The organism is Salinibacterium sp. NK8237, assembly GCF_015864955.1.
Taxonomy (GTDB): Bacteria; Actinomycetota; Actinomycetes; order Actinomycetales; family Microbacteriaceae; genus Rhodoglobus.
The window spans coordinates 424,295-446,762 of sequence record NZ_JADYWE010000002.1 but is presented as its reverse complement, the minus strand read 5'-3'; the positions used below and the strand labels follow the sequence as shown (position 1 = coordinate 446,762).

Below are 22,468 nucleotides of genomic sequence, written 5' to 3'. Positions count from 1 at the left end.
ACATCCGCGAGCGGGAGCCGCTCGTTTGGTTGAGTGCGCGCCGCAGCATGCAAGAATCTTCCCGTGGCAGCCTCCCCTCAACGTCCCCGCACCCTTGGCACTCTTATCGTTGTCGTGCTCGTCGCGGTGATCGCCATTGCCACCTACTTCGGCAACGGCACGCTCGGCTTCACCCCCGACGATTCTGAGATCGCGGGCAGCTCGAATGACGCTCCCGAAAGCGCGCCCGAGACCGCAGACACTGACGCCAACAACGCCGACGCAGCGAGCGCCACCATCGGCATCCCGACTAACGCTTTTGCAGCGACCGTCAACTATGTGCATGACGGCGACACTCTTTATCTCGATGACGGCGGCACCGAATTGAAAGTGCGCCTCATCGGACTCGACACCCCCGAGCTTGCCAGCCAACAGAATCCGGATGCCGAAGAATGCTACGGAGTCGAAGCCCGTGAACTGCTGCGCGACTTTCTCCCTGAAGGCACCTCGGTGTGGGCATCCGAAGATCGCGAACCCGAGGACCGCTATGGCCGTTCACTGCTCTACGTGTATCTGCAGGACGGCACGTTTGTGAACTTGGCCATGGTCGAACTCGGCGCCGCGGAAGCGCTGAAAGTTGGGCTCAACGATCGCTACTGGACTGAGCTGCGCGAAGCCGAAGATGACGCCTACGCTGCCAACCTCGGCATGTGGGGATCCTGCTAGCTCGCGTCACGCACTGATCACGTCGTTCATATTCAGCCGACCCATGACACGATTGATGCATGCTCGACCCCGCTAACCCCGTCATGCTCGCACTGCTGTGGCTCACCCTCGGTGGGGTTCTCACCGTGCTTGCGGTGCGCACGTTCCGTCGGGATCAACGCGAATACCGCCGCTTCAAATGTTTTCGCACCACCAAGCGTCGCCAAAAGATGTTGCGCCGCTGGTTGCTGATCTCCTTCACGCTATTTGGAGGCATGGCTCTTGTCACGCTCGTAGCCAGCGGAGCATTCGCCGCTCCCCTGCTCACCGACGTTCAAACGTGGCCGTGGGTAGCGTGGCTGCTTACGCTGTTCGAAGACCACCCCTCGGTGACCGTTGGTGTACTCATCGGTGCTGCTGTCGGCATAGTGGCGCTCACCGTCGTGGGAGTGATCGCGGTGCGGGACCAGGATGACGAAGTCATGAGCCTCGGCGACGTGCAGGCAATTCTGCCGCGCAACCGCCAAGAACTCGTGATCGGCGGACTGCTCTCGATCAACGCTGGCGTAGTCGAAGAATTACTTTTTCGCCTTGCCCTTCCCGCCCTGCTGTATGCGACCACCGGCAACGCCATTATTGCTGTCGTCGTGAGCCTGCTGATTTTCGGGCTCATGCACTCCTACCAAGGGATAACCGGAATCGTAGTGACCACGATCATTGGCGCGATCTTCATGGCCGTCTACGTGCTCACGGGCAGCATCCTGATCGCCATCATCGCCCACGCCGTGCTCGACCTGCGCTCCCTCATGATCATCCCGATGGCCGTCAACAGGGTGCACCTCATCGACGGACGCATCAACCCGCTCGCGTTCACGCCCAAGCCGAAGCCTGCGGCCGCTCCTGCGCTCGAGCCCGCGGAGTCGGACTCCGCTGAGACCGACACGGTCGCCGCCACCGAAACAACGGCACCCGCGACCGAACCCGCGCCTTAGGCGCTAGCTCGCACCGGACGTGCCTGCGGCATCCTTCGCGTTCTTTATTTCCTTGGCTTCCTTCGCTTTGGCCGCAGCCTTATCGGCAGCAAGCTTCTCTGCAGCTTCGGCAGCGAGCGCAACCTCCGCGAGCTCAGCCGCGGTGTCTTGAGCGCCGAACACTGACACGAGCAGCTCTTTGGCCCAGTCGATGAGGTCGCCATCGCTTGCGCCCGTGGGCAGCGGAATGATCGCGGCGGAGGCGGCCGAGTGATACTTCGAGCCCGGATACATCCGCTGCAACCGGATCTGCTTCGAGTCGAGCAGATCGGCGGGCGCGATGCGTAGCTTGTCACCCATGACGACAACCTCGCTGAGCCCGAGTCGCTGCGACATCCGCCGCAAGCGAGACACCGCAATCAGGTGCTTCACTTCCTCGGGCGGTTCGCCGTAACGGTCGGTGAGTTCGTCGAGAACGCGATCGATGCTGTCGGCGGATGCCGATGGTGCGCTGGCCGTGGAAAGCTTTTGGTAGGCCTCAAGACGCAGGCGCTCGCTCTCGACGTAGTCCTCAGGGATGCTGGCATCCACGGGCAACTCAAGCCGCAGCTCGGTCTGGCCCTCGGCAACATCACCACGGAATGTGGAGACGGCTTCGCCGATCATCCGCAAATAAAGGTCAAAGCCGACACCGGCAATGTGGCCAGATTGTTCGCCACCGAGCAGGTTTCCGGCACCACGAATTTCGAGGTCCTTCATGGCGATCTGCATACCGGCACCCAGCTCGTTGTTGGCAGCGATGGTGTCGAGGCGCTCGTGTGCAGTTTCGCTCAGCGGCTTCTCTTCGTCGTACAGGAAGTACGCGTAGGCCCGTTCGCGACCACGACCGACTCGACCGCGCAGCTGGTGCAGCTGACTGAGGCCGTACTTGTCGGCCCGGTCGATGATGAGCGTGTTGGCGTTGGGGATATCGAGGCCTGTTTCCACAATCGTCGTCGAGACGAGCACATCAAACTTGCGATCCCAGAAGTCGACCATCACTTGCTCAAGTGCTGCCTCGGGCATCTGGCCGTGGGCGATCGCGATGCGAGCATCCGGAACCAGTTCGGCAATCTTGGCCGCCACCCGGTTGATGGAACTCACGCGATTGTGCACGTAGAACACTTGGCCCTCGCGCAGCAGTTCGCGACGAATAGCGGCGCCGACCTGACGTTCGGAGTACGGGCCAACGAAGCTGAGGATCGGATGCCGGTCTTCGGGCGGTGTCGCGAGGGTCGACATTTCGCGGATGCCCGTGACCGCCATCTCGAGCGTGCGGGGAATCGGGGTCGCGGTCATCGCGAGAATGTCGACGTTGGTCTTGAGCTTCTTGAGCGCGTCTTTGTGTTCGACACCGAAGCGCTGCTCTTCATCGATGATGACGAGGCCGAGGTCTTTGAAGGCGATGCTTTTGGAGAGCAAACGGTGGGTTCCGATGACGACATCCACAGTTCCGTCGGCAAGGCCGGCCATCGTTTCGCGAGACTCTTTCTCCGTCTGGAAACGACTGAGTGCCCGCAAGTGCACCGGGAACCCTGCGAAACGATCGGCGAACGTCTCCATGTGCTGACGCACGAGCAGCGTGGTCGGCACGATCATTGCGACCTGCTTGCCATCTTGCACAGCCTTGAACGCGGCGCGCACCGCAACCTCGGTCTTGCCGTAGCCGACGTCACCGCTCAGCAGGCGATCCATCGGCACGGGGCTCTGCATGTCGGCCTTCACCTCATCGATCGTGGTGAGCTGGTCGGGAGTCTCGGCAAAGGCAAAAGCCTCCTCGAGCTCACGCTGCCACGGGGTGTCCGGCCCGAAGGCATACCCCTTACTGGCCATGCGAGCGCTGTAGAGCTTGACCAGCTCGACAGCGATATCGCGAACGGCACGACGTGCTTTGGTCTTAGCGGCCGACCAGTCGCTGCCACCCATTTTGTTGAGGGCCGGCGATTCGCCACCAACATAGCGCGATAGCAAGTCGAGCTGATCGGTGGGCACATACAGCTTGTCGCCAGGGTAACCACGCTTATTCGGCGCATACTCGAGCACCAAGAACTCGCGCTGAGTCTTGACCGCATTGCGGCCGCCCGTGCTGACCTCGCGCGACACCAACTCGATGAACTTGCCGATGCCGTGCGTCTGGTGAACAACGTGGTCGCCGCTCGAGAGCTGCAGCGGGTCGACAACGTTCTTGCGTCTGGCCGCGAGCTTGCGTGCCGGGCGCGAAGCGTAGCCGACAGACCGACCAAAGAACTCGCCCTCGCTCAGCACCGCGAGCTTCGCCTCGGGCATCGCAAAACCATGATCGACCGAAGCGCGCAGCAGATACGCGACTCCCGGCTCGGTCTCGGCCGGGAAGGAATCAACGGCACGCCCCGCCAATTCGCGTTCGGCCAGCAGGCCCGCCGTGCGCTCCACGAGCCCGGCTCCCTCGGCAACGATCGCTACCGTCCAGCCCTCCGCGAGCAAGTGGCCGACGTGATCGAGAGCACCATCGAGAGTTCCCGCAAACGAGGGGGTTGCCGTGGCCGCGATTCGAACATATTCGGATGCCTCTTCCGCACCATCCAGCAGGCTAGCGGCATCCGCTTCCCCCGAGTCGAAGGTGCTGAGGGTCCACCAGGGGCGATCCCCCGCGGAGGCACGAAGCGCGTTGAGCGTGACAAAGTCACCGGCATCCAAGTCAATGGGTGCTTCGGCGCCGGCCGTCGCCGCGTTCCACGCCGCACTCAAAAACTCTTGGTTCGTCTCCGCGAGGTTGATCGCGCGCGACGACACCTTCTCCGGTGAGAGCACCGCGATGGCGGCATCCGCCGGAAGGTAGTGAGTAATCGGCACGAGCCTGTCGACCAGCGCGGGCGCCAACGACTCCATGCCATCGACCGGAATACCCTCGGCAATTTTTGCGAGCATCGTAGAGAGACTCGGGAACTCGTGTTGCATCTCGCGGGCACGCTGACGCACCGCATCGCTCAACAACAGTTCGCGACTCGGTACCAGCTCGACCGACTCAACATCGCCCTCGATAGAGCGCTGATCGGCGACCGAGAACTCACGCAACTGCTCAAGCTCGTCACCAAAGAATTCGAGACGAAGCGGATGCTCGTGGTTGGGAGCAAACACGTCAAGGATTCCACCGCGCACCGCAAACTCACCGCGCCTCGTCACCATGTCGACGCGGGAATATGCCAGTGCAACCAGTCGCTCAGACAGCGCCGAGAGGTCGTAGTTGCGGCCGCCCTTGGTGAGCTCGACCGGTTCGATCGTCGTGAGGTTGTCAGCGATGGGCTGCAGCGCTGCCCGAACGGATGCCACCAGCACAAACTGGCCAACCGGGTTCGCTTGCCACTTGGACAGGTCGCGCAGGGCCTGCATCCGCTTGCCGACCGTTTCTGCGCTCGGGCTCAGCCGTTCGTGCGGGAGGGTTTCCCACGCCGGAAATTCGACAATCTGAGCATCGGGCAGATAGCTCGTGAGCGCACGGCGCAATGATTCGGACTCGCGACCGGTCGCGGTGACAGCCAGCAGTGACCGCGGGGCGTTCGACTTTGTGAGTAACCCGCCAAGTAGCGGTGCACGCATGCCATCAACGAGCGAGAAGTCTGCGCTACGTTCAGAGAAACGAAGGGCGCTCTCTACGGTTTGGGCGCGCGAAAGTGCTGAGATAATTCCGTCGAGAGTCACCGGATTACTCTACTCGCGGCCACTGACGCTCCGGTGCGAGTTCACCCACAGCGCAGCAACGCTAAGGCAGGCAATGCAGCGCTGAGGCAGGCAGTGCAGCGCTGAGTCAACGGCGCTAACGGCGTCGCCGCGACTGCCGCACTCGCAAGAACTAGCGCGGGCTGTGGAAACGCTGCTGGGCAGCTTCGAGGCCTTCGCGCGCCACCATAGTGACGGCATCCGCGGCATCGCTCAAAAGATTGGGCAGAGCTTTGCGTTCTTCGCCCGAGAAGTCGCGCAACACAAAGTCGGCGGCAGGCTGGCGACCAGGCGGACGCCCGATACCCACGCGCACGCGGGTGAAATCGGGAGAGCCAACGGCGGCAGCAATATCGCGGATGCCGTTGTGGCCTCCGTGACCGCCGCCGGTCTTGAGCTTCACCGTGTCGAAATCGATATCCAGCTCATCGTGCACGACGATGAGGCGCTCGACAGGGATCTTGTAGAACCGCATCAGTGCTGCGGTTGGCCCGCCCGACAGATTCATAAAAGAATTGGGCTTCGCCAGAATCAGCTTGGGGCCATCCCCAAAGCTGCGCCCTTCAGCCACAGCAGCGTTGGCTTTGTGGCTCTTGAAAGTGGCCGACAGTTCGTCAGCCAAGTGGGCCAACACCATGTGGCCCACGTTGTGGCGATTACCGGCGTAGCCGGGCCCGGGGTTACCGAGCCCGACTACTAACCATTGGTCATCCACGATTTCTCGCTTACGAAAGAATCTGATTATTCAGCAGCCGCGGTGCTAGCAGCCTCGGCAGCAACTGCTGCAGCTTCTTCTTCAGCAGCTTCAGCTTCAACCGACGAACGCGGGGTGCTGACACCGATGACGAGAAGCTCGGGGTCGGAAAGAAGGTCCGAACCTTCGCTGAGCGTGATGTCCTTGGCGTAGATGTGAGCGCCTTCTTCGCGGCCCTCGATGTCAACGGTGAAGTACTCAGGAATGTGAGTTGCTTCAGCCTCAACCGAGATGGTCGGTGCGTCGAGGTTGGCGATGGTACCAGGTGCCGACTCGCCGGTGACGTGGATCGGCACGTCAACGATGACCTTTTCACCCTTGCGGATGATAACGAGGTCGATGTGCTCGATGATCTGGCGAACGGGGTCCTTCTGCACGTCCTTCACGAGGGCGAGCTGGCTCTTGCCGTTGATGTCGAGGTCCAAGATCTGGTTCGACTTGCGGAGAATGAGGCCGATCTCGTGACCCGGGAGGGCAACGTGGATGGGGTCGGTGCCGTGACCGTAGATGACGGCGGGGATCTTGCCGAGGGCACGGAGCTTGCGAGCAGCACCCTTGCCGAAGGATTCACGGGCATCCGTGACTACGTGGTTAACGCCTGGCTTAGCCATTGTTATCTCCTAATAAGACCGAAGTCTGTTGTGAGCGCAGTGCCTGCGCAAACGCGAAGTTTGCAGCGGGCTCAGTGCCCAGATCATTGTCTGTAGTTCAACTCGAACGCCGGCAGACCAAAGATCTGCCACGTGAGGAAAAGCCCTGTGACTTGCCCGCCGCGTCGATAACGGAACCAGATGGTTCCCTCGCCGAAGTTCAACCGCTAATGCTACACGTTCGCCGCCTGCAGCGTTACCCCAACGGCGAACCCCGTCACCAGTCGTGAACGGTACCGTCCGCCAGCCGATTGTAGGGCAAGTAAGCCTGCGCATAGGGGTAGCGGCCAGCCTCGTCGACATTGAGCGTGACACCGAGGCCGGGCTTGTTTCCCGGATGCAGCATGCCGTTCTCCCACGTAAACGACTGCTCGAATACCGAATCTGTCTTAGCGCCGTGTTTCATGTACTCCTGTATCCCGAAATTGTGGATCGCAAGCCCCAGATGCATTGCCGCCGCCATCCCGACAGGAGAGATATCGGTGGGGCCGTGCATCCCCGACTTGATCTGGTACTGACTGGCGTATTCCAGAATTTTTTTGAGGTGACTAATGCCACCGGTGTGCGTTACGGCACTACGCACATAATCGATGAGTTGTTCACGGATAATCTGCTGATAGTCCCAGACCGTATTGAAGATCTCGCCGATCGCAAGCGGAGTCGTCGTATGCTGGCGCACGAGTCGCAGCGCCTCCGGGTTTTCTGCTGGCGTGCAGTCCTCAAGCCAAAACAGGTCATAAGGCTCAAGTGATTTGCCCAATTGCGCTGCCTGAATCGGCGTCATTCTGTGGTGGCCGTCGTGCAAGAGGGGAAGCTCGGGCCCAAACTCATTGCGCACGGCTTCGAAGACGGAGGGTACGTGCCTCAGGTAACTGCGCGTGTCCCAATCTTCTTCAGCAGGAAACGCGCCCCGCTGGGCGGGTTCATGATCGTAGCGAACGCCACTGTTCGCATCAAAGGTTGCATTGGAAGCGATGCCATAAATCGAATTCAGACCGGGGACCCCCGTCTGAATTCGAATCGCTCGATACCCGGCTTCTTGATGTTCACGCACGCTGTCGAACAACTCTTCATTCGTTTTACCCGATGCGTGCCCGTATGCAAGCAGTCCCGTGCGCGAAGCGCCGCCCAGCAGTTGATAGAGAGGCATTCCTGCCGCCTGCGCTTTGATATCCCACAGTGCGACATCCACCGCCGCGATCGCAGCCATAGTCACCGGGCCACGCCGCCAATAGGCGCTCCGGTAGAGAAACTGCCAAGTGTCTTCAATCGTGTGAGCATCTCGCCCGATAAGTAGCGGTACGACGTGATCACGCAGATAAGACACCACCGCAAGCTCCCTACCGTTGAGGGTTGCATCGCCCAGTCCGATCAGACCGTCATCGGTCGTTAATCGGAGGGTGACAAAATTGCGATCCGGGCTAGTGACGATTACCTCGGCTGCGTCAATGATCATGAGGGGTCCTTTCGATGTGGCGCTAATTCGGCTAAGGCTTCAGAGACTGCCGTGCTGAGTCCGTGGCTCTTGTCGGGAGCGATGAGATCCAAAATCAACTCGACCTGGGCCCCGCCGTCACTATGGATCAGCTGGTCGTGAAGCCCACTCGCTCGGACATCAGAAACCCATTCCGGGTGATCACGAAGGTGTGTAAGCCACGCGGCGATGGCCAGAGCGCCGGCCGCACCAATAGGCAAGCCCGCTGCGAGCCGACGGCGCTGCACCTCGACTATGCGCGAGGGCAACTTTTGGGATCCATCTGCCGCAATCTGAAGAAGCAGGTGCCGGATGCTCGAATTGGCGAATCGTGCGCGCAGCGCCTCGACGGCAGCGTCGAGCTCTGACTCATTGAGCTCGATGACGTCCCGAGCTTCAGCCCACAGCTGTTCCACCCGTTCACGACACCACTCGTCGTTCATTGCTTCATCGACAGTGTCGTGCCCCCGCAACGTTCCGACATAGGCAAGTAAGGAGTGAGCTCCATTGAGCAACCACAGTTTTCGGTTTTCGAACGCTTCGATATTGTCGACGAATCGTGCGCCACCGCTCTCCCAGTGGGGACGGCCTGCAGGAAACTCTCCGCTAAGGATCCATTCAGAAAATGGTTCGGTGACGACAGGGATGGCATCGCTGTGACCTGCAAGGGCGAGCGCCGTCGACGAGTCATCCGGTGTCGCCCCCGGCGTGATTCTGTCCACCACACTCGACACAAAAGACACGTTTCGTTCGATCCACTCGGCGAGGCCCCGATCGACCTGTGCCGCGAGGCTGACCACGACGTCGTGGGTAACCACGCCGTTGCGGGGCAGGTTGTCGCAGCTGACGATGGCGAATGGTCCCGCGTGGGCTCGCGAACGCGCACGGAGCCCATCAACAATGCGGCCAGGCGCCGTCACCATTGCCGCACCATCGTCTGCAACGAGCGCGTTCTTGTCACATTCGACAGCGACGTCGAGCGCGTAACCAGCCTCGGTGATCGTCATAGTGAGTAACGCCACCGCGGGGTCGGCGATCACGTCTCGCCAGCGCGCGCCGTCGTCTCCATACGCAGCGGCCACGATGCTGTCGATCCGCGTTGCCGACTCGCCGTCTGAGTCGCGAACGATCAGTGTGTAACGAAAGTCCTGCTCGCGAAGGGCGTCAACGAGCTCTGTGCGACGTCCACTAAAAGCTTCGATCCCCCACTGCTCATCGGATGCTCCGTTGGCGACGTGGGTGTACCACGCCTGATGCGCTCGATGAAACGCCCCCAAACCCAGATGCGCAATTCGCACCGGAGCGCGAGTGGTAGTCGCAGTGTGATCGTTAGTCATCGCGGACCGCGCGTGCCGCGGCATCCTTTACGAAGTCGAGGTTTTCACGCGTGCGCTGTTCGAGCGGCAGTTCGGTGGAGAAGTCTTCGAGCGTGACCCACCCGTCGTACCCGACCGCCGCAAGCGCCCGGAAATACGCCCGCACATCGGCCTGCCCCGTGGCGAGAGGCGCCCAGTGTTCTTTCCAAGTCGTCACGCCGTCAACGGGCTCCTCGGGATACCACGCCACATTTTTGACGTGGATGTGTGCAAGATATTCGCCGAGCATCTGAAAAGCCGAAACATGATCCTCTTGCCCCTCAATCAGCAGATTGCCGAGGTCATGAATCACGCCGACATGGGACGGGTCGAGACCATCGACCATGCGAAGCGCGGCAGAAGCTGAGGCCGTAAGCGTCTGGTGGTGCAGTTCTACAAGAGCTTTGACGCCGTGGGCGGCCGCACGAGTGGCGATCCACTCAAAGTCAGCTCGCGTCGCGTCGAACACCTCCCGGTAATTGCCATCACCGCGCGGCGGCACTGTGACCCGAACTTGGCGAGCACCGAGCGCAGCCGTCGCCGCCAGCATCCGCTCAACGTCTTCGTGATTATTGCTGCGGGCGTAGCCGCCGATGCCTGAAAATTCGAGCCCTGCGGCTTTCGTTACTTCAGCAATGCGCGGAAGGGACTCTTCCAGCCCCGTCAGGGGCCAGGTGGCGCGGTTGCCCGCCCAAAAGCCAGGTTCGTCGGAGGCCGACTGATCAGTGACTCGCCACTCAATGCCGTCCCACCCTTGATTCGCCAGCATCTGAGCCGCTTCGGCTGGTTCCCACTCTGGGGTCGATGCTGTAAAAACTGAGAACTTCATGCTGTTCCTCCCGTGACGCGTTCTGTGTCGTCGTATTTGCCTGCCACCACATCGGCAAATGCGACAGGTTTCCCCTGCGAGGCGGAAATGTAAATGGCTTGTACGAGCACGAGGGAAAGTAACGCGTCGTCGACGGTCACTCCCGGCGCCGTGCCATTGTCGATCGCCTGAACGATGTCCTGATATTGGCGCAGGTGTCCGATCGCGAATGCCTCGGCGTCTTTCTCCGCCCCATAGAGTTCTTCCGGCGCAATGGCGGCCGCCGCTTGGTTGACCGCTTCTGGTTCACTCGGTTCGTCGGCCGCATAGAAGTACGCAAGCTGATCATCTTGGATGATCGCCGACCCCTGAGAGCCATGAACTTGCAGGCTCACCGTCATACCCGGAAAAGCAGCAGTGGTCGCGTGGACGACGGCGAGCGCCCCCGACTCGAAACGAATCGTCGCGACTGCTGTGTCTTCAACTTCTATACGGTCGTGAGCGAGCCTGGCAGTTTCTGCGCTCACCGATACCGGTGTCCCCAGCAACCACCGCAATAGGTCAACGGTATGAACTCCCTGATTCATCACGGCGCCCCCGCCATCGAGCTCCCACGTTCCACGCCAATTACCCGAGTCGTAGTACTCCTGAGATCGCCACCATGGAACCGAGGCCACCGCCGAGGTGATGCGCCCGAATCGTCCGCGCTCAATGGCGTCGAAGACGACGACACTTGCTGGATCGAAACGGTGCTGGCTAATCACTGAGACGACGAGGCCCTGAGCCTCTGCCTGGCGCGCGATAGCGGCAATTCTCCGGGCGCGCGGCAAATTGCTGTCGAGCGGCTTTTCGATCACAACGTTGCTGCCCGCCGCAATCGCTTCTTCAGCCAGCGACACGTGCAGGCCACTTGGTGTACAAATCACCACGATGTCCGCGGGAGCTGCACCGCTGAGAGATGTCGCCGTGACGGGACGAGGCCGCTTGAGGTCGTTCTCAACGAAGTCGGCGAGCGCGCTGCTTGCCTCTGGCACGGCATCGATCAGAGCCACGATCTCAAGCTCGCCGTGGGCCACGATGGCCTTCGCGTGGTTGTATCCGATGATGCCGTTGCCGACAATTGCGACGCTGAAGGTCATTGTGTCTTTACTCCAATAGTTGAGGTGAGCTGGGCAAATGCGCGCGCTGCACGTCCGAAGGCTTCCGGGCCGGAGAACCCGCCGAGCGCGTGATTCATACTCAAGTGGGGCTCCAACGATGTGAAGCCGGAGAAGCCGGAATCCCGCAGTGCGGTCACCGTTTCGAGAAGTTCGCCGTCGCCCTCGCCTGCCGGCACCACTTCACCGGTGGAAGCGATCGCGTCCTTAACTTGCAGATACTCCAAGTGAGGCCGCAACAGAGCGAAACCATCGGTAAAGGGCTTGACCCCGACCTGCACGAAATTGGCGTTATCCCAAGCGACTTTCAGCGCGTGTGAGCCAACGGACTCAATGATGTCGAGCACGCGTCCCGGCGTATCGCCATAAATGTCTTTCTCGTTTTCATGAAGCAATACGATGCTTTCGCGCTCGGCCAAGTCAGCCAACGCTTTCATCCGAAGGAGGACCTCGTCGCGAATGCTCTCGACCTCAATGTCGGCGTCTCGAAAGAAAGAAAAGATTCGAATGTAGGGGCTATCGAGCCGGTGCGCAGCAGTGATCGCGCGCGTCAACCTCTCAAGTTCGTGATCGACGGGAAGGGACACGTCGACTTTGCCAACCGGGCTGGCGATTGCCGACACTCCCATCTCACGCTCGGAGAAGACCGCGGCAAGCTGATCGAGCTGCGCCTCATCAAGATCGATGATGTTGGTGCCCCACGCGCTCCGCACTTCGATGAACTTCGCATCGAGAGCTTGAAGAACAGCCACCTGAACGTGAGGATCATCGCCGATCTCATCGCCGAATCCAGATAGCGTCCATGTGACGTCGGTCATTTGACTCCTCCTGCTGTGAGGCCACCTACGAGGTAGCGCTGGAATACGAGATACAGAACAACAACGGGAACCGCACAGACGAGCGATGCAGCCATCATCTGTCCATAGATCGGCACGGCCCCGCCCTCTGCTGTCGCCCCGAAGACTTGAAGCGCGACAGCCACCGTGCGCGTCTCGGGATTGGTGATGACGGATGCGAAAAGCACGTCGTTCCAACCGAGCAAGAAGGCGAAAATGCCCGAAACCACAATTCCCGGCCAGCTGAGCGGAACGATGATCCGGGTGAGGATCGTCCACGACGAGGCTCCGTCGATCCGCGCTGCTTCCTCCAGTTCGCGAGGTAGCCCTCTCAAATAGGTGACCATGACCCACGTCGAGAACGGGAGGGCGAACGTGAGGTAGGTCACGAAGAGCGCTCCGCGAGTACCAATGATTTGAATTCCGATGATCGTAGAGAGGCTCGAGAAGATCACGAAAACCGGCAGCAGGATGAGTGTTCCGGGAATTGACTGCAGCGCGAGTAGCCCTCGCAGAATCGTCAGTCGGCCGAAGAACTGGTAGCGCACGAGCACATAAGCCATTGCGACCGCGATAAACGCGCTGATTACCGCAACTGAACCCGCTACGACAACGCTATTGAAGAGGCCTTTGCCCAATTCAACAGTGCTCCAAATATCGACGTAATTCGTGAACGTGATGTCCCGTGGCCAGAAGTCCCCGCGGACGATGCTGACATCCGAATTGATCGAAGCGAGGAATATGTAGAGAACGGGCACGAGAACGACGAGGAGCAAGATAACCACGATCGAGACCAAGAGCGGTCGCGGCAAAAGCCGCATCACGAGATCCTCTCGACGTTGGCCGGTGCGCCGTGGAGTGGCCCGAATATCGACAGTCATTTTTTGTGTCCTTCGTCTCCGGTATCGAGCTTCACTGCACGGAGATAGATCGCCAGCGGAACAGCAATAAGCACGAGAGAGAACACTGCCATCGCTGCGCTGAGCCCAAAGCGGAAGCTCTGGAAGCTGGAAAGGTAGGTAAGAAGCGGCAAGACTTCAACGTCATAGGGAGTGGGGACCCCAAACAGCACGAACGGCAAAGTGAAGCTATTGATGTTGTGAAGAAAGGAAATGATGAGGGCTAGCGCGATAGGCCCGCGGAGGTACGGAAAAATGACATACCGCAGCTTGGTCCACCACTTGGCACCATCGAGCGCTGCTGCCTCGTGAACTTCCACATCGACCGCTTGCAATCCTGACAAGACCAGCAGGTAAAAGAACGGCCACGACGACCAGGCCTGAACAAGCACTAGTGCCCAGTAGCTCTGCGGCCCGTTGAGCCAGAGACCTCCATCGATTCCGACTCCGTCGAGCATGTTGTTGACGACTCCGGACGGCTGCAACATAGTGCGCCACACGGTGCCGACCACGAACGCGGGGAGCACATAAGGAATGAGAAAGACCGAGCGGACGAACCCGCGTCCGCGAAAGCTATTCTGTGCAGCGAGTGCCGCTGCAACCCCGACCGGCAGCGTGATCACAGCGACGATCAACGAGTACGAGACGCTGAGCCAAACGGCGTGAAACATCGAGGAGGATGCAGCAGCCTCGACATAGTTGTTGAAACCGATAAACGGGGCTTGTATCCATTCGCGCAGCGAGTACTGATCGAGATCGAGCAGTGAGATGAAGACCGCGACCAAAACCGGCACCACGATCACCAGCAGCATGAGGATACCGCCGGGGGCGAGCATCCAGAGTGGGCGATTGCGCTTCTCTACACTGCGCGAACGTGTGGGTCGTGGTTGCGGGCGGCTGCCCGCCACACCGTCCTTGTCGGGGTCGATGTGGCGGTCAGTCGTGGGCTTAGTCACGGTCATCGGTGAAGATCCCTATTACTGTGCGCGGTCGAGAGCCGACTGCGCAGCGGTTTGCGCGGCGTCGAGCTGCGCTTGAAGTGCGCTGTCAGATACCCCGCCGGATTGCATATCCGGGATGAGCTGCACCGCCACGTTTCCGAGGGCGAGTTGGACATCGCCCCACGCTCCGCTGAATGGTGTTCCGACTGCCAGAGAACCCGCTTCAAGCAGCGGCGCAAGCAGTTCATTTTCGCTCTCGATCGTCGCGGCTGCTTCAGCATTGGTCGGCATCTCACCGAAAGTGTTGAAGTAGATCTCTTGCTGTGCTGGATCGGTGAGCAACTTGATGAAGGCAAACGCCAAGTCTTGGTTCGGCGAATAGTTGGCCACAACGATGTTGTCGCCGGAGATGATGGTCGCTGCCGCAATCGAATCGCTGGGTGCCGAAGTTTCCCCTGGCGGAATGAGCGGCAAGGTGGCGAACGCGTACTTTCCGGCAACGTCAGAGGCGTCAAATGTCACCGACGACGTCGCGGTAGTCATCGGCAGGAAGGCTGCCTTGCCGTCAGCGAAGGCCGCAACGGCTTGCGCGTTTTGCCATCCCACTGACGCGGGGTCGACAACTTTGTCGACGGTCATCCACTCAAAATACGACGTGTACGCGTCGAAGGTGGCCTCGTCGTCGAGAGTTGCGGTGTCGCCGTCGATCAATGGGTTACCGGCCTGAAGCGACATGCTCCAAATGAACTTCCACGGGTTGTAGCTGTCGGCGTACGCGATTGCCATGCCGTACTGATCGTCGTGAGTCATTGCCTTGGCCTGCTCGACGAGGCCATCCCAGCTGTCGGCGGGAGCGTCGAAGCCTGCTGCTTCGAGGAGTTCAGTGTTGTACGCGAGGCCGAACGGACGGCTCGCGAGAGGCACGCCGATTTCGTTCTCCTCGTCGGGTCCGGAAATTCCAAGCGATGCTTCAACGAACTTGTCGCGGCCGCCGACTTGCTCCCATTGCTCATCGCCGAGCGTCACGAACGCCCCCGTGGAATAAGCGGTCGGCGTGAACGTCGTACCGAGCGAGTACACGTCAGGGCCTTGGCCGGAGAGCACTGAAGTTTGGATTTTCGTGAGTTCGTCGTTGGCCGAAGCGAATGTTTCGAACTCAACGGTGGCACCGGTTTCGGCTTCGAAGGTGGCCGAAACATCATCGAACCAGGCTTGCTGTTCTGTCGGGTACAGCGTGTTTGCGGCAATCAGCACGTTGAGTGTCTGGCCTGAGCCATCGACTGCTCCAGCCTCACCGGCTGAGTCAGTCGAGCATGCCTGAACGCTCAGTACCGCAACGGCGAGACCCGCCAGTGCTCCCAACATTTTCTTCTTGATCATCGGAACTCCTCTTTGAGTGGTGCGACGGAAAGCCAGAACAACTGGCCTCTCGACGAGGACGGTTCCGGCGTGTGCCTCGAACTCTAGGCAACGTGGCAAATTTTGCGCAATATCTTGCCAAATATTGCCAAAATTACTGTGGTCTGCTTACCTCGGGATATGCAAAACAGCCCCTCAGCGACTCCGGAACGCCCGGCGACCCTCAAGGATGTCGCTGACTTGAGCGGCGTAGCCACGTCGACAGTGTCGCGTGCATTGTCCACGCCAAGTCGCGTGAATGCTGCGACCCGAGAGCGGATCGAACGCGCTGCAGAAAAACTCGGCTATATCGGCACGTCTCAAGCGCGCAAGCTCAGCATGGGCGCGATCGCGAACGTGCAGGGAAAGTCGATAGCAGTCCTCGTCGCCGACGTGTCCAATCCGTTCTACTTCGACATCATCCGGGGAACCCAGCAACAGGCGAGAGCAGCCGGCTACTCACAATTACTGATCGACACGGAAGAGTCATCAGAGCTTGAGCAGTCGATGCTTCGCGGGCTGCGGGGCTCCTTCGACGGCGCGGTTATCGCAGCCTCCCGGCTCACGGATCGCGAACTCACTGAAATCTCCGCCGCGATCCCGATTGTTGCCATCAACCGACAGACCGCCGGTGTTCCCAGCGTGTTCATCGACTCGCCATTCGGAATCGATCAAGCCGTCGAACACCTCATCTCGCTCGGGCACCGAGAAGTCGTCTACGCGGCGGGCCCCGAAACCTCGTGGTCAAACGAAGGGCGTTGGAGATCCTTTGTGCGCGCCATGAAGCGCCACGGGCTCACCGCTCGTAGGTTGGGGCCCTTCTCACCGAAACTCGTCGGCGGTGCCGCAGCCGCAGATGCTGTCATCAATAGCGGAGCAACAGCGTGCGTAGCCTTCAACGATTTGCTCGCTATCGGAATGCTCTCCCGGCTTCGTGACCGAGGCGTCCGCGTTCCCGATGACGTCAGCATTGTCGGCTGCGATGACATCTTCGGAGCCGATTTCTGCAACCCTCCGCTCACTACGTTGACGGCACCCATCGAGCAGGCCGGCAGAGTTGCCGTCTCAATGTTGCTCGCAAATCTTTCCCAGGAGCCCCAACAGACTCCCCGCCACGCTGTAGTACTTCCGACCCATCTCACCGTGCGAGACTCCACCGGTCCCGCCCCCTCTCGCAAGAAGGCGCAATGACACAACTGTCCCTCCACCCCGATCGCCTTTTCTCCAGCAACCCCACAGAGCGAGACATAGCGCGCCGACTTTACAACGAAGTAAGTGCCGCACCGATCTACTCGCCACACGGCCATGTTGAAGCATCCATGCTGCTCGACAATGTTCCGTTTCCCGACCCCGCTGCCCTGCTCATCACGCCGGATCACTATGTGACTCGACTGCTGCACGCCAACGGCGTTGAACTCCATGAACTCGGTCTTGCGCGCAACGGCGTTCCCTCGCCAGCGAGCGGACGAGATATCTGGCGCCGCTTCAGCGAAAACTGGAACGTTTTTCTTGGCACTCCCGTCATGGAATGGTTCGAGATGGAGCTGAGCCACGTCTTCGGTGTCACTGATGTACCTTCGGCAGCGAATGCTGACAGCATCTATGACCAGCTTGCGGCCGCTATCGAGACCGACGCCATGCGACCACGTGCGCTCTTCGACAGCTTTGGGATCCGTGTGCTGGCGACGACAGATGATCCCGCCGACGATCTCGCCGCTCATGCCGCGCTTGCCGCAGACCCCACCTTTACCGGCCATGTGTTGCCCACTCTGCGGGCCGATGTCTACATGAATCCGCTTGCCGTCGGGTGGAAGTCGAAACTGGATGCACTTTCTGAGGCTTCAGGAATCGACTGCGGCACCTATCACGGGCTCCTCACGGCCCTGCGAGCACGGCGTGAGTACTTCATCGCCCATGGCGCAACAGCGACCGACACTGGAGTGCTCGATGCCGGGTCCGACCCCCTCACGCCGCACGACGCTGAGCGGCTTCACAGCGCTGGACTTGCTGGCACACTCACTGCCGACGAGGCAACTGCGTACCGCCGAAACATGCTCTACCGCTTTGCAGAAATGTCGGTCGACGACGGTCTTGTCATGCAGCTACATGCCGGAGTCATCCGCAACCATCACCAACCGACCTTCGACGCCTACGGCCCGGACACTGGTCACGACCTTCCTGATCGGGTTTCCTTCACCCGCCCGCTTGAGCCTATTTTGCGAGACTTCGGCACCGACAAAACGTTCCACTTGGTGTTGTTCACCGTGGATGAGTCCGCTTTCTCACGAGAGATCGCCCCGTTGGCCGGATTTTATCCCGCGGTGTACGCCGGGGCACCGTGGTGGTTTCTGGATAGCCCCGCCGCGATGCTCCGGTTCCGCGAATCGGTTACCGAAACCGCGGGTTTCGCGAAGACGTCAGGATTCATTGACGACACTCGTGCGTTTTGCTCGATCCCAGCACGGCACGACATGTCGCGACGCGTCGACGCGTCATACCTCGCCTCGTTAGTGGCAAAGCATCAACTCACAGAAGACTCGGCACGAGACATCGCTATAAGCCTGGTATCGACGCGCCCCATCACTACCTTCCGCTTGCCAGAGTGAGCGCGGTGCATTCTCGACAACGCCAACTGAGCGATCGATCGTCAACGAACGAAGCGAACATAACCGCGCGCCGCAAATCGCCCCGGACACGACCAACCGACGCACTAAAATAACGGCATGTCCGAAAGCCTTCACGCACGCGTGCTTAATGATCTCGGGCTCAGTATCGTTTCGGGTGAGATCTCCCCCGACTCCACGATTCTTGCCGAACAGCTGGAAGAGCGTTACGGCGTCTCGCGCTCGGTTGTTCGCGAAGCGGTCCGCGTGCTGCAGTCCCTGGGGATGGTTGCTTCCGTGAAGCGGGTCGGGATGCGCGTCAAGCCGATGTCGGAGTGGAGTCTGTATGACCCGCTCGTCATTCGGTGGCGACTCGAACAGACCGAGAACGGGCGCCAGTTGCGCTCGCTCACCGAATTGCGCAGCGCTATCGAACCTCAGGCCGCGCAGCTTGCCGCGCTGCACGCCTCCAACGAGGCTGCCGGCGAACTGCTCGCTCTGGCCGCGCGCATGCGGGCCGTTGGCCGCTCAGGCGACCTCGAGCTGTTTCTGGAGCTCGACATCCGCTTTCACTCGCTCGTTCTTGCCGCGAGCGGCAACGAAATGTTTGCCCGCCTCGACCGAGTGATCGCCGAAGTACTGACCGGCCGCACGAATCGTGGCCTCATGCCGTCAACACCCCACGAAGAAGCGCTGCAGTTGCACGTAGACGTTGCCGATGCCATTCAAGGCAAGCGCCCCGACGACGCCTTCGCCTCGATGGAGCGCATCATGAGCCGCACGATCGAAGAAGTCGAACCCATCTGGGCTGGCGAGCCCCGCATCTTCCTCGATTAGCGGCGAGCTGCGCGAGAAACGCGCCAGCGCTTAGAAGCGCAGCAGCACCTTGCCGCTGTGCTCAGAGTCCTTCGCCACCGCGAATGCTTCTTGGGCATCGGATGCCGCGAACTCGTGCGTGACAATGGGCTCGACGAAGAGAGAGCCGTCGGCGAGCGCCGCAATTACTTCGTCGATCTCGTCGTTGAAACGGAACGACCCGACGAGCTCCAGCTCGCGCGTGATGGCAAGCGAGATGAGTGCGGGCTGCTCCCCCGAGGGCAGCAGGCCAACCATGACAACGCGACCGCCACGGGTTGCTCCGCGCACCGCCGAGGCGAGACCGCGATAGCTGCCCGAGGACTCGAAGACGATGTCGGCATCAACGGCGGCAACGGCATCCACATCGGTGGCATGAAGAATGGATGTCGCACCAACCGCTTGCGCTGTGGCCAGCGGCCCGGCAAACATGTCGACGGCCACAATCTCGCTGGCACCGGCACGCTTGAGCACGGCGACGATGAGGGCTCCGATGGGTCCTGCGCCGATCACGAGAGCACGCTTTCCGCGCACATCTCCGGCACGCGAGACGGCGTGCCAAGCCACACTCGCCGGCTCAACAAGAGCGGCCTCGCGTAGCTCTAGCGAGCTGGGCAGTGCCCGCAGCATCCGACTCGGCAGAGTGACGAACTCGGCGAAAGCACCCTCGGTGTGAGGGAACCGCGCAGCACTACCGAGGTAGGTGCAGCCGGGAGAAAGATTAGGGCGGTCTTCGGGCCAGCGTGGCTCGGTGCCACCGGGAGTTGCCGGATGCACAGCCACGGCCGCCCCGACCGCTGGGCCCGTTCCATCCGCGGCCTGCTGCACGACGGTGCCCACGACTTCGTGACCCAAAATCATTGGGGCCTTGAGGATCGACTCCCCTGCGGCGCCGTGACTCCAGTAGTGCAGGTCAGACCCACACACGCCACCGAACGCAACCTGCACGACAGCCTCATCCGCTGCGGGCTGCGCAAGCGGAATCGTGTCGACCCGCAAATCGTCTTGCGCGTGAACGACAACGGCGAGGGTGTCAGCGGGGAGTTCGGGTGTCATGAGCTTCGTTTCTATTCGGGTGTTAACAAGAAAGCGGGAGCGTCGCACAGGTGCACGGCGCTCCCGCGTTTCGAAAGGTGGTTAGACGACGACCGTCATGCCGCCATCAATGAAGATGACTTGGCCGTTGACATAGTCGGAGCCACTCGAGGCCAGCCACACGGCCGGGCCACCGAGGTCGGCGGGAGTGCCCCAACGACCAGCGGGCGTGCGACCCAGAATCCAGTTGTTGAAGGTGTCGTCATCGACGAGCGCCTGCGTCATCTCGGTGTGAATGTAACCGGGAGCGATTGCATTTATCTGCAATCCGCCACTGGCCCACTCGGCCGTCATGGCACGAGTGAGGTTGCGGATGCCACCCTTCGACACCGTGTACGGCCCGATAGTGGGGCGCGCAAGGTCGGTCTGCACCGATGCAATGTTGATGATCTTGCCCTCGCCACGCTCCAGCATGTGGCGGGCAACTTCACGACCGACGAGGAAGGCGCTCGTGAGGTTGGTGGCGATGACGCGGTTCCAGTCCTCCACGTCGAGGTCGAGCATCGGTTCGCGATGCTGGATGCCCGCGTTGTTCACGAGCACCCCAATCGCACCGATGGATGCCTCGATCTCGGCAATTGCGGTGGCGACAGCTGCGGCATCCGCTACGTCAAACGCGCGAGCGTAAACGCGGTCGGCCCCAAACTCGGAGCTGAAGTCGGCGTGAGTGGCGGCGAGCCGCTCTTCGTCGCGACCGTTCAGCACGATCGTTGCTCCGGCCACGGCGAGGGCTTGAGCGATAACTCGCCCGATTCCTCGACTAGATCCGGTAACGAGCGCAATGCGCCCCGTGAGGTCAAACATGGTGGATGCCACAGCTATCTCCTAGAACATTCCGGCGATGATGAAGATGACGAACGCAATCGCGAAGCCCATGACACCAATCAGTGCTTGACCGACCGTCCAGGTGCGAAGCGTGGTCTGGGTGTCCATGCCAAAGAAGCGGCTGACCAACCAGAAGCCAGAGTCGTTCACGTGACCAGCAAACACCGAACCGGCGGCGAGCGCGAGCACGATGGCAGCAAGTTCGACCGGGTTGAGGCCAGCGTCAGCGAGTACGACGGGCTGAATGAGCGCGGCCGAAGTGGTGAGCGCGACCGTTGCTGAACCCTGGGCGACGCGGATGATCGCGGCGATCACGAAGCCGGCAACGATGAGCGGCATACCGATCGATTCGAGCGACGTTGCAATGCTGGCGCCGATTCCGCTGGCACGCAGTACGCCACCGAACATTCCACCGGCACCGGTGATGAGGATGATCGAGCTAACCGGGCCGAGCGCGCTGTCAACGATGGTCTCGATGAGCGTGCGCTCTTTGTTGCGCTTCCAACCGAGCAACCACATCGCGAAGACCACGGTGATTAGCAGAGCGATGGGAGTTTCACCAAGAAGGCGCAGCACCTGCACGAGCGGGTTCTCAAGGTCAACGACGCCAGCGGTTGCGAGCGCGTTGAGGCCGGTGTTCATGAAGATGAGCACGAGAGGGAGGAGAAGGAGGAAGAGAATCGTGCCGAGCTTGGGGTTTGACTTGAACTGTGATGCCTTTTCGTCATCCGCGCTTCCGAACAGGATGTCGGGGATCGCGATGTCGAAGCGCTTACCTGTCCAGGTACCGAACTTGTAACCGACGACATACCAAGTGGGGATGGCGACGATGAGGCCGAAGATCAGAACGAGTCCGACGTCAGCTCCGAGCAGACCGGTCGCGGCAACGGGGCCGGGGTGCGGCGGCACGAAGATGTGCATCACCGAGAAGGCAACGGCGGCGGGGAACGCGTAGAACAGGAGTGATCCGCCGAGGCGACGTGCAACGGTGAAGATGATCGGCAGCATCACGACAAGACCGGCGTCGAAGAAGATGGGGAAACCCATCATGAGCGACGCTACTGCGAGAGCAAGAGGCGCACGCTTTTCACCGAAGCGGCGAATGAGCGAATCGGCGAGCACTTGTGCTCCACCACTCATCTCAAGCATTCGGCCGAGCATCGCTCCCAAACCGACCAGCAGAGCAACGCTGGCGAGGGTGCCACCGAAGCCAGAGGTGAGGGTGGGGATTATCTGGTTCGTCGGGATACCCGCGGCAATCGCGGTCACCAGGCTGACGATGATCAGCGAGAGGAACGCATGAACGCGGCCCACGATGATCAGTACAAGCAGGAGCGCAATGGCACCCGCAGCGAGGAGCATCAAGCCCCATGTGGGCAGCTCCCACAGCAATTGGAGGTCGGTCATCATTGTCCTAACTTCTACAGT

19 protein-coding genes are annotated in these 22,468 nt (G+C 60.7%); 5 read left to right on the top strand and 14 right to left on the bottom strand.

Annotation, left to right across the window (positions count from 1 at the left end):
* Positions 1–63: 63 nt before the first annotated feature.
* Both I6E56_RS15350 and I6E56_RS12445 read left to right on the top strand, forming a co-directional pair.
* Positions 64–705, top strand: a complete 642-nt coding sequence (locus tag I6E56_RS15350; RefSeq protein ID WP_197138828.1) for a thermonuclease family protein — start codon at positions 64–66, stop codon at positions 703–705.
* 59 nt (positions 706–764) lie between these two features.
* Entirely contained in the window at positions 765–1,676 is a 912-nt protein-coding gene (locus tag I6E56_RS12445; RefSeq protein WP_197138827.1) for a CPBP family intramembrane glutamic endopeptidase, read from the top strand.
* 3 nt (positions 1,677–1,679) lie between these two features.
* Here the strand turns inward: I6E56_RS12445 and mfd are convergent, their stop codons facing one another.
* The 11 genes from mfd to I6E56_RS12390 all read right to left on the bottom strand — a co-directional run bounded on the left by mfd (position 1,680) and on the right by I6E56_RS12390 (position 15,644).
* Positions 1,680–5,372, bottom strand: coding sequence for a transcription-repair coupling factor (gene mfd, locus I6E56_RS12440; RefSeq protein ID WP_307842850.1), 3,693 nt, complete (start codon positions 5,370–5,372; stop codon positions 1,680–1,682).
* A gap of 151 nt (positions 5,373–5,523) precedes the next feature.
* The gene (gene pth, locus I6E56_RS12435) at positions 5,524–6,105 is read right to left on the bottom strand and encodes an aminoacyl-tRNA hydrolase (RefSeq protein ID WP_197138826.1); all 582 of its coding nucleotides are present in this window, start codon (positions 6,103–6,105) and stop codon (positions 5,524–5,526) included.
* 26 nt (positions 6,106–6,131) lie between these two features.
* Complete coding sequence (locus tag I6E56_RS12430; protein WP_197138825.1) at positions 6,132–6,755, bottom strand: 50S ribosomal protein L25/general stress protein Ctc; 624 nt, start codon at positions 6,753–6,755, stop codon at positions 6,132–6,134.
* 256 nt (positions 6,756–7,011) lie between these two features.
* Entirely contained in the window at positions 7,012–8,250 is a 1,239-nt protein-coding gene (gene manD / locus I6E56_RS12425; RefSeq protein WP_197138824.1) for a D-mannonate dehydratase ManD, read from the bottom strand.
* Positions 8,247–9,605, bottom strand: coding sequence for a mannitol dehydrogenase family protein (locus I6E56_RS12420; RefSeq protein WP_197138823.1), 1,359 nt, complete (start codon positions 9,603–9,605; stop codon positions 8,247–8,249). Before I6E56_RS12420 ends, manD begins: the two co-directional genes overlap by 4 nt.
* Positions 9,598–10,452 (bottom strand): sugar phosphate isomerase/epimerase, encoded by an 855-nt coding sequence (locus I6E56_RS12415; protein ID WP_197138822.1) that lies wholly within the window; start codon positions 10,450–10,452, stop codon positions 9,598–9,600. The genes I6E56_RS12420 and I6E56_RS12415 overlap by 8 nt, the downstream gene beginning before the upstream one ends.
* On the bottom strand, positions 10,449–11,570 hold the full coding sequence (locus I6E56_RS12410) for a Gfo/Idh/MocA family protein (protein WP_197138821.1): 1,122 nt from the start codon (positions 11,568–11,570) through the stop codon (positions 10,449–10,451). The genes I6E56_RS12415 and I6E56_RS12410 overlap by 4 nt, the downstream gene beginning before the upstream one ends.
* Positions 11,567–12,406 (bottom strand): sugar phosphate isomerase/epimerase, encoded by an 840-nt coding sequence (locus I6E56_RS12405; RefSeq protein WP_197138820.1) that lies wholly within the window; start codon positions 12,404–12,406, stop codon positions 11,567–11,569. The genes I6E56_RS12410 and I6E56_RS12405 overlap by 4 nt, the downstream gene beginning before the upstream one ends.
* On the bottom strand, positions 12,403–13,305 hold the full coding sequence (locus tag I6E56_RS12400; RefSeq protein ID WP_231606613.1) for a carbohydrate ABC transporter permease: 903 nt from the start codon (positions 13,303–13,305) through the stop codon (positions 12,403–12,405). The genes I6E56_RS12405 and I6E56_RS12400 overlap by 4 nt, the downstream gene beginning before the upstream one ends.
* Entirely contained in the window at positions 13,302–14,285 is a 984-nt protein-coding gene (locus I6E56_RS12395) for a carbohydrate ABC transporter permease (protein ID WP_197138819.1), read from the bottom strand. The genes I6E56_RS12400 and I6E56_RS12395 overlap by 4 nt, the downstream gene beginning before the upstream one ends.
* A 15-nt stretch (positions 14,286–14,300) precedes the next feature.
* The gene (locus tag I6E56_RS12390) at positions 14,301–15,644 is read right to left on the bottom strand and encodes an extracellular solute-binding protein (RefSeq protein WP_197138818.1); all 1,344 of its coding nucleotides are present in this window, start codon (positions 15,642–15,644) and stop codon (positions 14,301–14,303) included.
* 159 nt (positions 15,645–15,803) lie between these two features.
* Between I6E56_RS12390 and I6E56_RS12385 the strand changes: the two genes are divergently transcribed.
* From I6E56_RS12385 to I6E56_RS12375, 3 genes are all read left to right on the top strand, one after another.
* The gene (locus I6E56_RS12385) at positions 15,804–16,853 is read left to right on the top strand and encodes a LacI family DNA-binding transcriptional regulator (protein WP_197138817.1); all 1,050 of its coding nucleotides are present in this window, start codon (positions 15,804–15,806) and stop codon (positions 16,851–16,853) included.
* Positions 16,850–18,268, top strand: a complete 1,419-nt coding sequence (gene uxaC / locus I6E56_RS12380) for a glucuronate isomerase (RefSeq protein WP_197138816.1) — start codon at positions 16,850–16,852, stop codon at positions 18,266–18,268. Before I6E56_RS12385 ends, uxaC begins: the two co-directional genes overlap by 4 nt.
* A 117-nt stretch (positions 18,269–18,385) precedes the next feature.
* Positions 18,386–19,102, top strand: a complete 717-nt coding sequence (locus tag I6E56_RS12375) for a FadR/GntR family transcriptional regulator (RefSeq protein ID WP_197138815.1) — start codon at positions 18,386–18,388, stop codon at positions 19,100–19,102.
* A 30-nt stretch (positions 19,103–19,132) separates the two neighbouring features.
* On the opposite strand, the gene I6E56_RS12370 is transcribed toward I6E56_RS12375, so the two are convergent.
* The 3 genes from I6E56_RS12370 to I6E56_RS12360 form a co-directional block, all read right to left on the bottom strand.
* Positions 19,133–20,176, bottom strand: a complete 1,044-nt coding sequence (locus tag I6E56_RS12370) for an L-idonate 5-dehydrogenase (protein ID WP_197138814.1) — start codon at positions 20,174–20,176, stop codon at positions 19,133–19,135.
* An 81-nt stretch (positions 20,177–20,257) separates the two neighbouring features.
* Entirely contained in the window at positions 20,258–21,031 is a 774-nt protein-coding gene (locus tag I6E56_RS12365; protein WP_197138813.1) for an SDR family oxidoreductase, read from the bottom strand.
* 9 nt (positions 21,032–21,040) lie between these two features.
* Positions 21,041–22,450 carry a GntP family permease gene (locus tag I6E56_RS12360; RefSeq protein WP_197138812.1) on the bottom strand — a complete coding sequence of 470 codons (1,410 nt, stop codon included), beginning with the start codon at positions 22,448–22,450 and terminating at the stop codon, positions 21,041–21,043.
* Between the last annotated feature and the right edge of the window lie 18 nt (positions 22,451–22,468).

Bases quoted from the DNA above. Each gene is read 5' to 3' on its own strand.
- I6E56_RS12390 (WP_197138818.1), bottom strand. From the start codon at position 15,644: ATGATCAAGAAGAAAATGTTGGGAGCACTGGCGGGTCTCGCCGTTGCG.
- I6E56_RS12375 (WP_197138815.1), top strand. From the start codon at position 18,386: ATGTCCGAAAGCCTTCACGCACGCGTGCTTAATGATCTCGGGCTCAGT.
- I6E56_RS12370 (WP_197138814.1), bottom strand. From the start codon at position 20,176: ATGACACCCGAACTCCCCGCTGACACCCTCGCCGTTGTCGTTCACGCG.
- I6E56_RS12415 (WP_197138822.1), bottom strand. From the start codon at position 10,452: ATGAAGTTCTCAGTTTTTACAGCATCGACCCCAGAGTGGGAACCAGCC.
- manD (WP_197138824.1), bottom strand. From the start codon at position 8,250: ATGATCATTGACGCAGCCGAGGTAATCGTCACTAGCCCGGATCGCAAT.
- I6E56_RS12430 (WP_197138825.1), bottom strand. From the start codon at position 6,755: ATGGCTAAGCCAGGCGTTAACCACGTAGTCACGGATGCCCGTGAATCC.
- I6E56_RS12445 (WP_197138827.1), top strand. From the start codon at position 765: ATGCTCGACCCCGCTAACCCCGTCATGCTCGCACTGCTGTGGCTCACC.
- uxaC (WP_197138816.1), top strand. From the start codon at position 16,850: ATGACACAACTGTCCCTCCACCCCGATCGCCTTTTCTCCAGCAACCCC.
- I6E56_RS12400 (WP_231606613.1), bottom strand. From the start codon at position 13,305: ATGACTGTCGATATTCGGGCCACTCCACGGCGCACCGGCCAACGTCGA.
- I6E56_RS12395 (WP_197138819.1), bottom strand. From the start codon at position 14,285: ATGACCGTGACTAAGCCCACGACTGACCGCCACATCGACCCCGACAAG.
- I6E56_RS12360 (WP_197138812.1), bottom strand. From the start codon at position 22,450: ATGATGACCGACCTCCAATTGCTGTGGGAGCTGCCCACATGGGGCTTG.
- I6E56_RS12385 (WP_197138817.1), top strand. From the start codon at position 15,804: ATGCAAAACAGCCCCTCAGCGACTCCGGAACGCCCGGCGACCCTCAAG.
- I6E56_RS12405 (WP_197138820.1), bottom strand. From the start codon at position 12,406: ATGACCGACGTCACATGGACGCTATCTGGATTCGGCGATGAGATCGGC.
- I6E56_RS12410 (WP_197138821.1), bottom strand. From the start codon at position 11,570: ATGACCTTCAGCGTCGCAATTGTCGGCAACGGCATCATCGGATACAAC.
- I6E56_RS12420 (WP_197138823.1), bottom strand. From the start codon at position 9,605: ATGACTAACGATCACACTGCGACTACCACTCGCGCTCCGGTGCGAATT.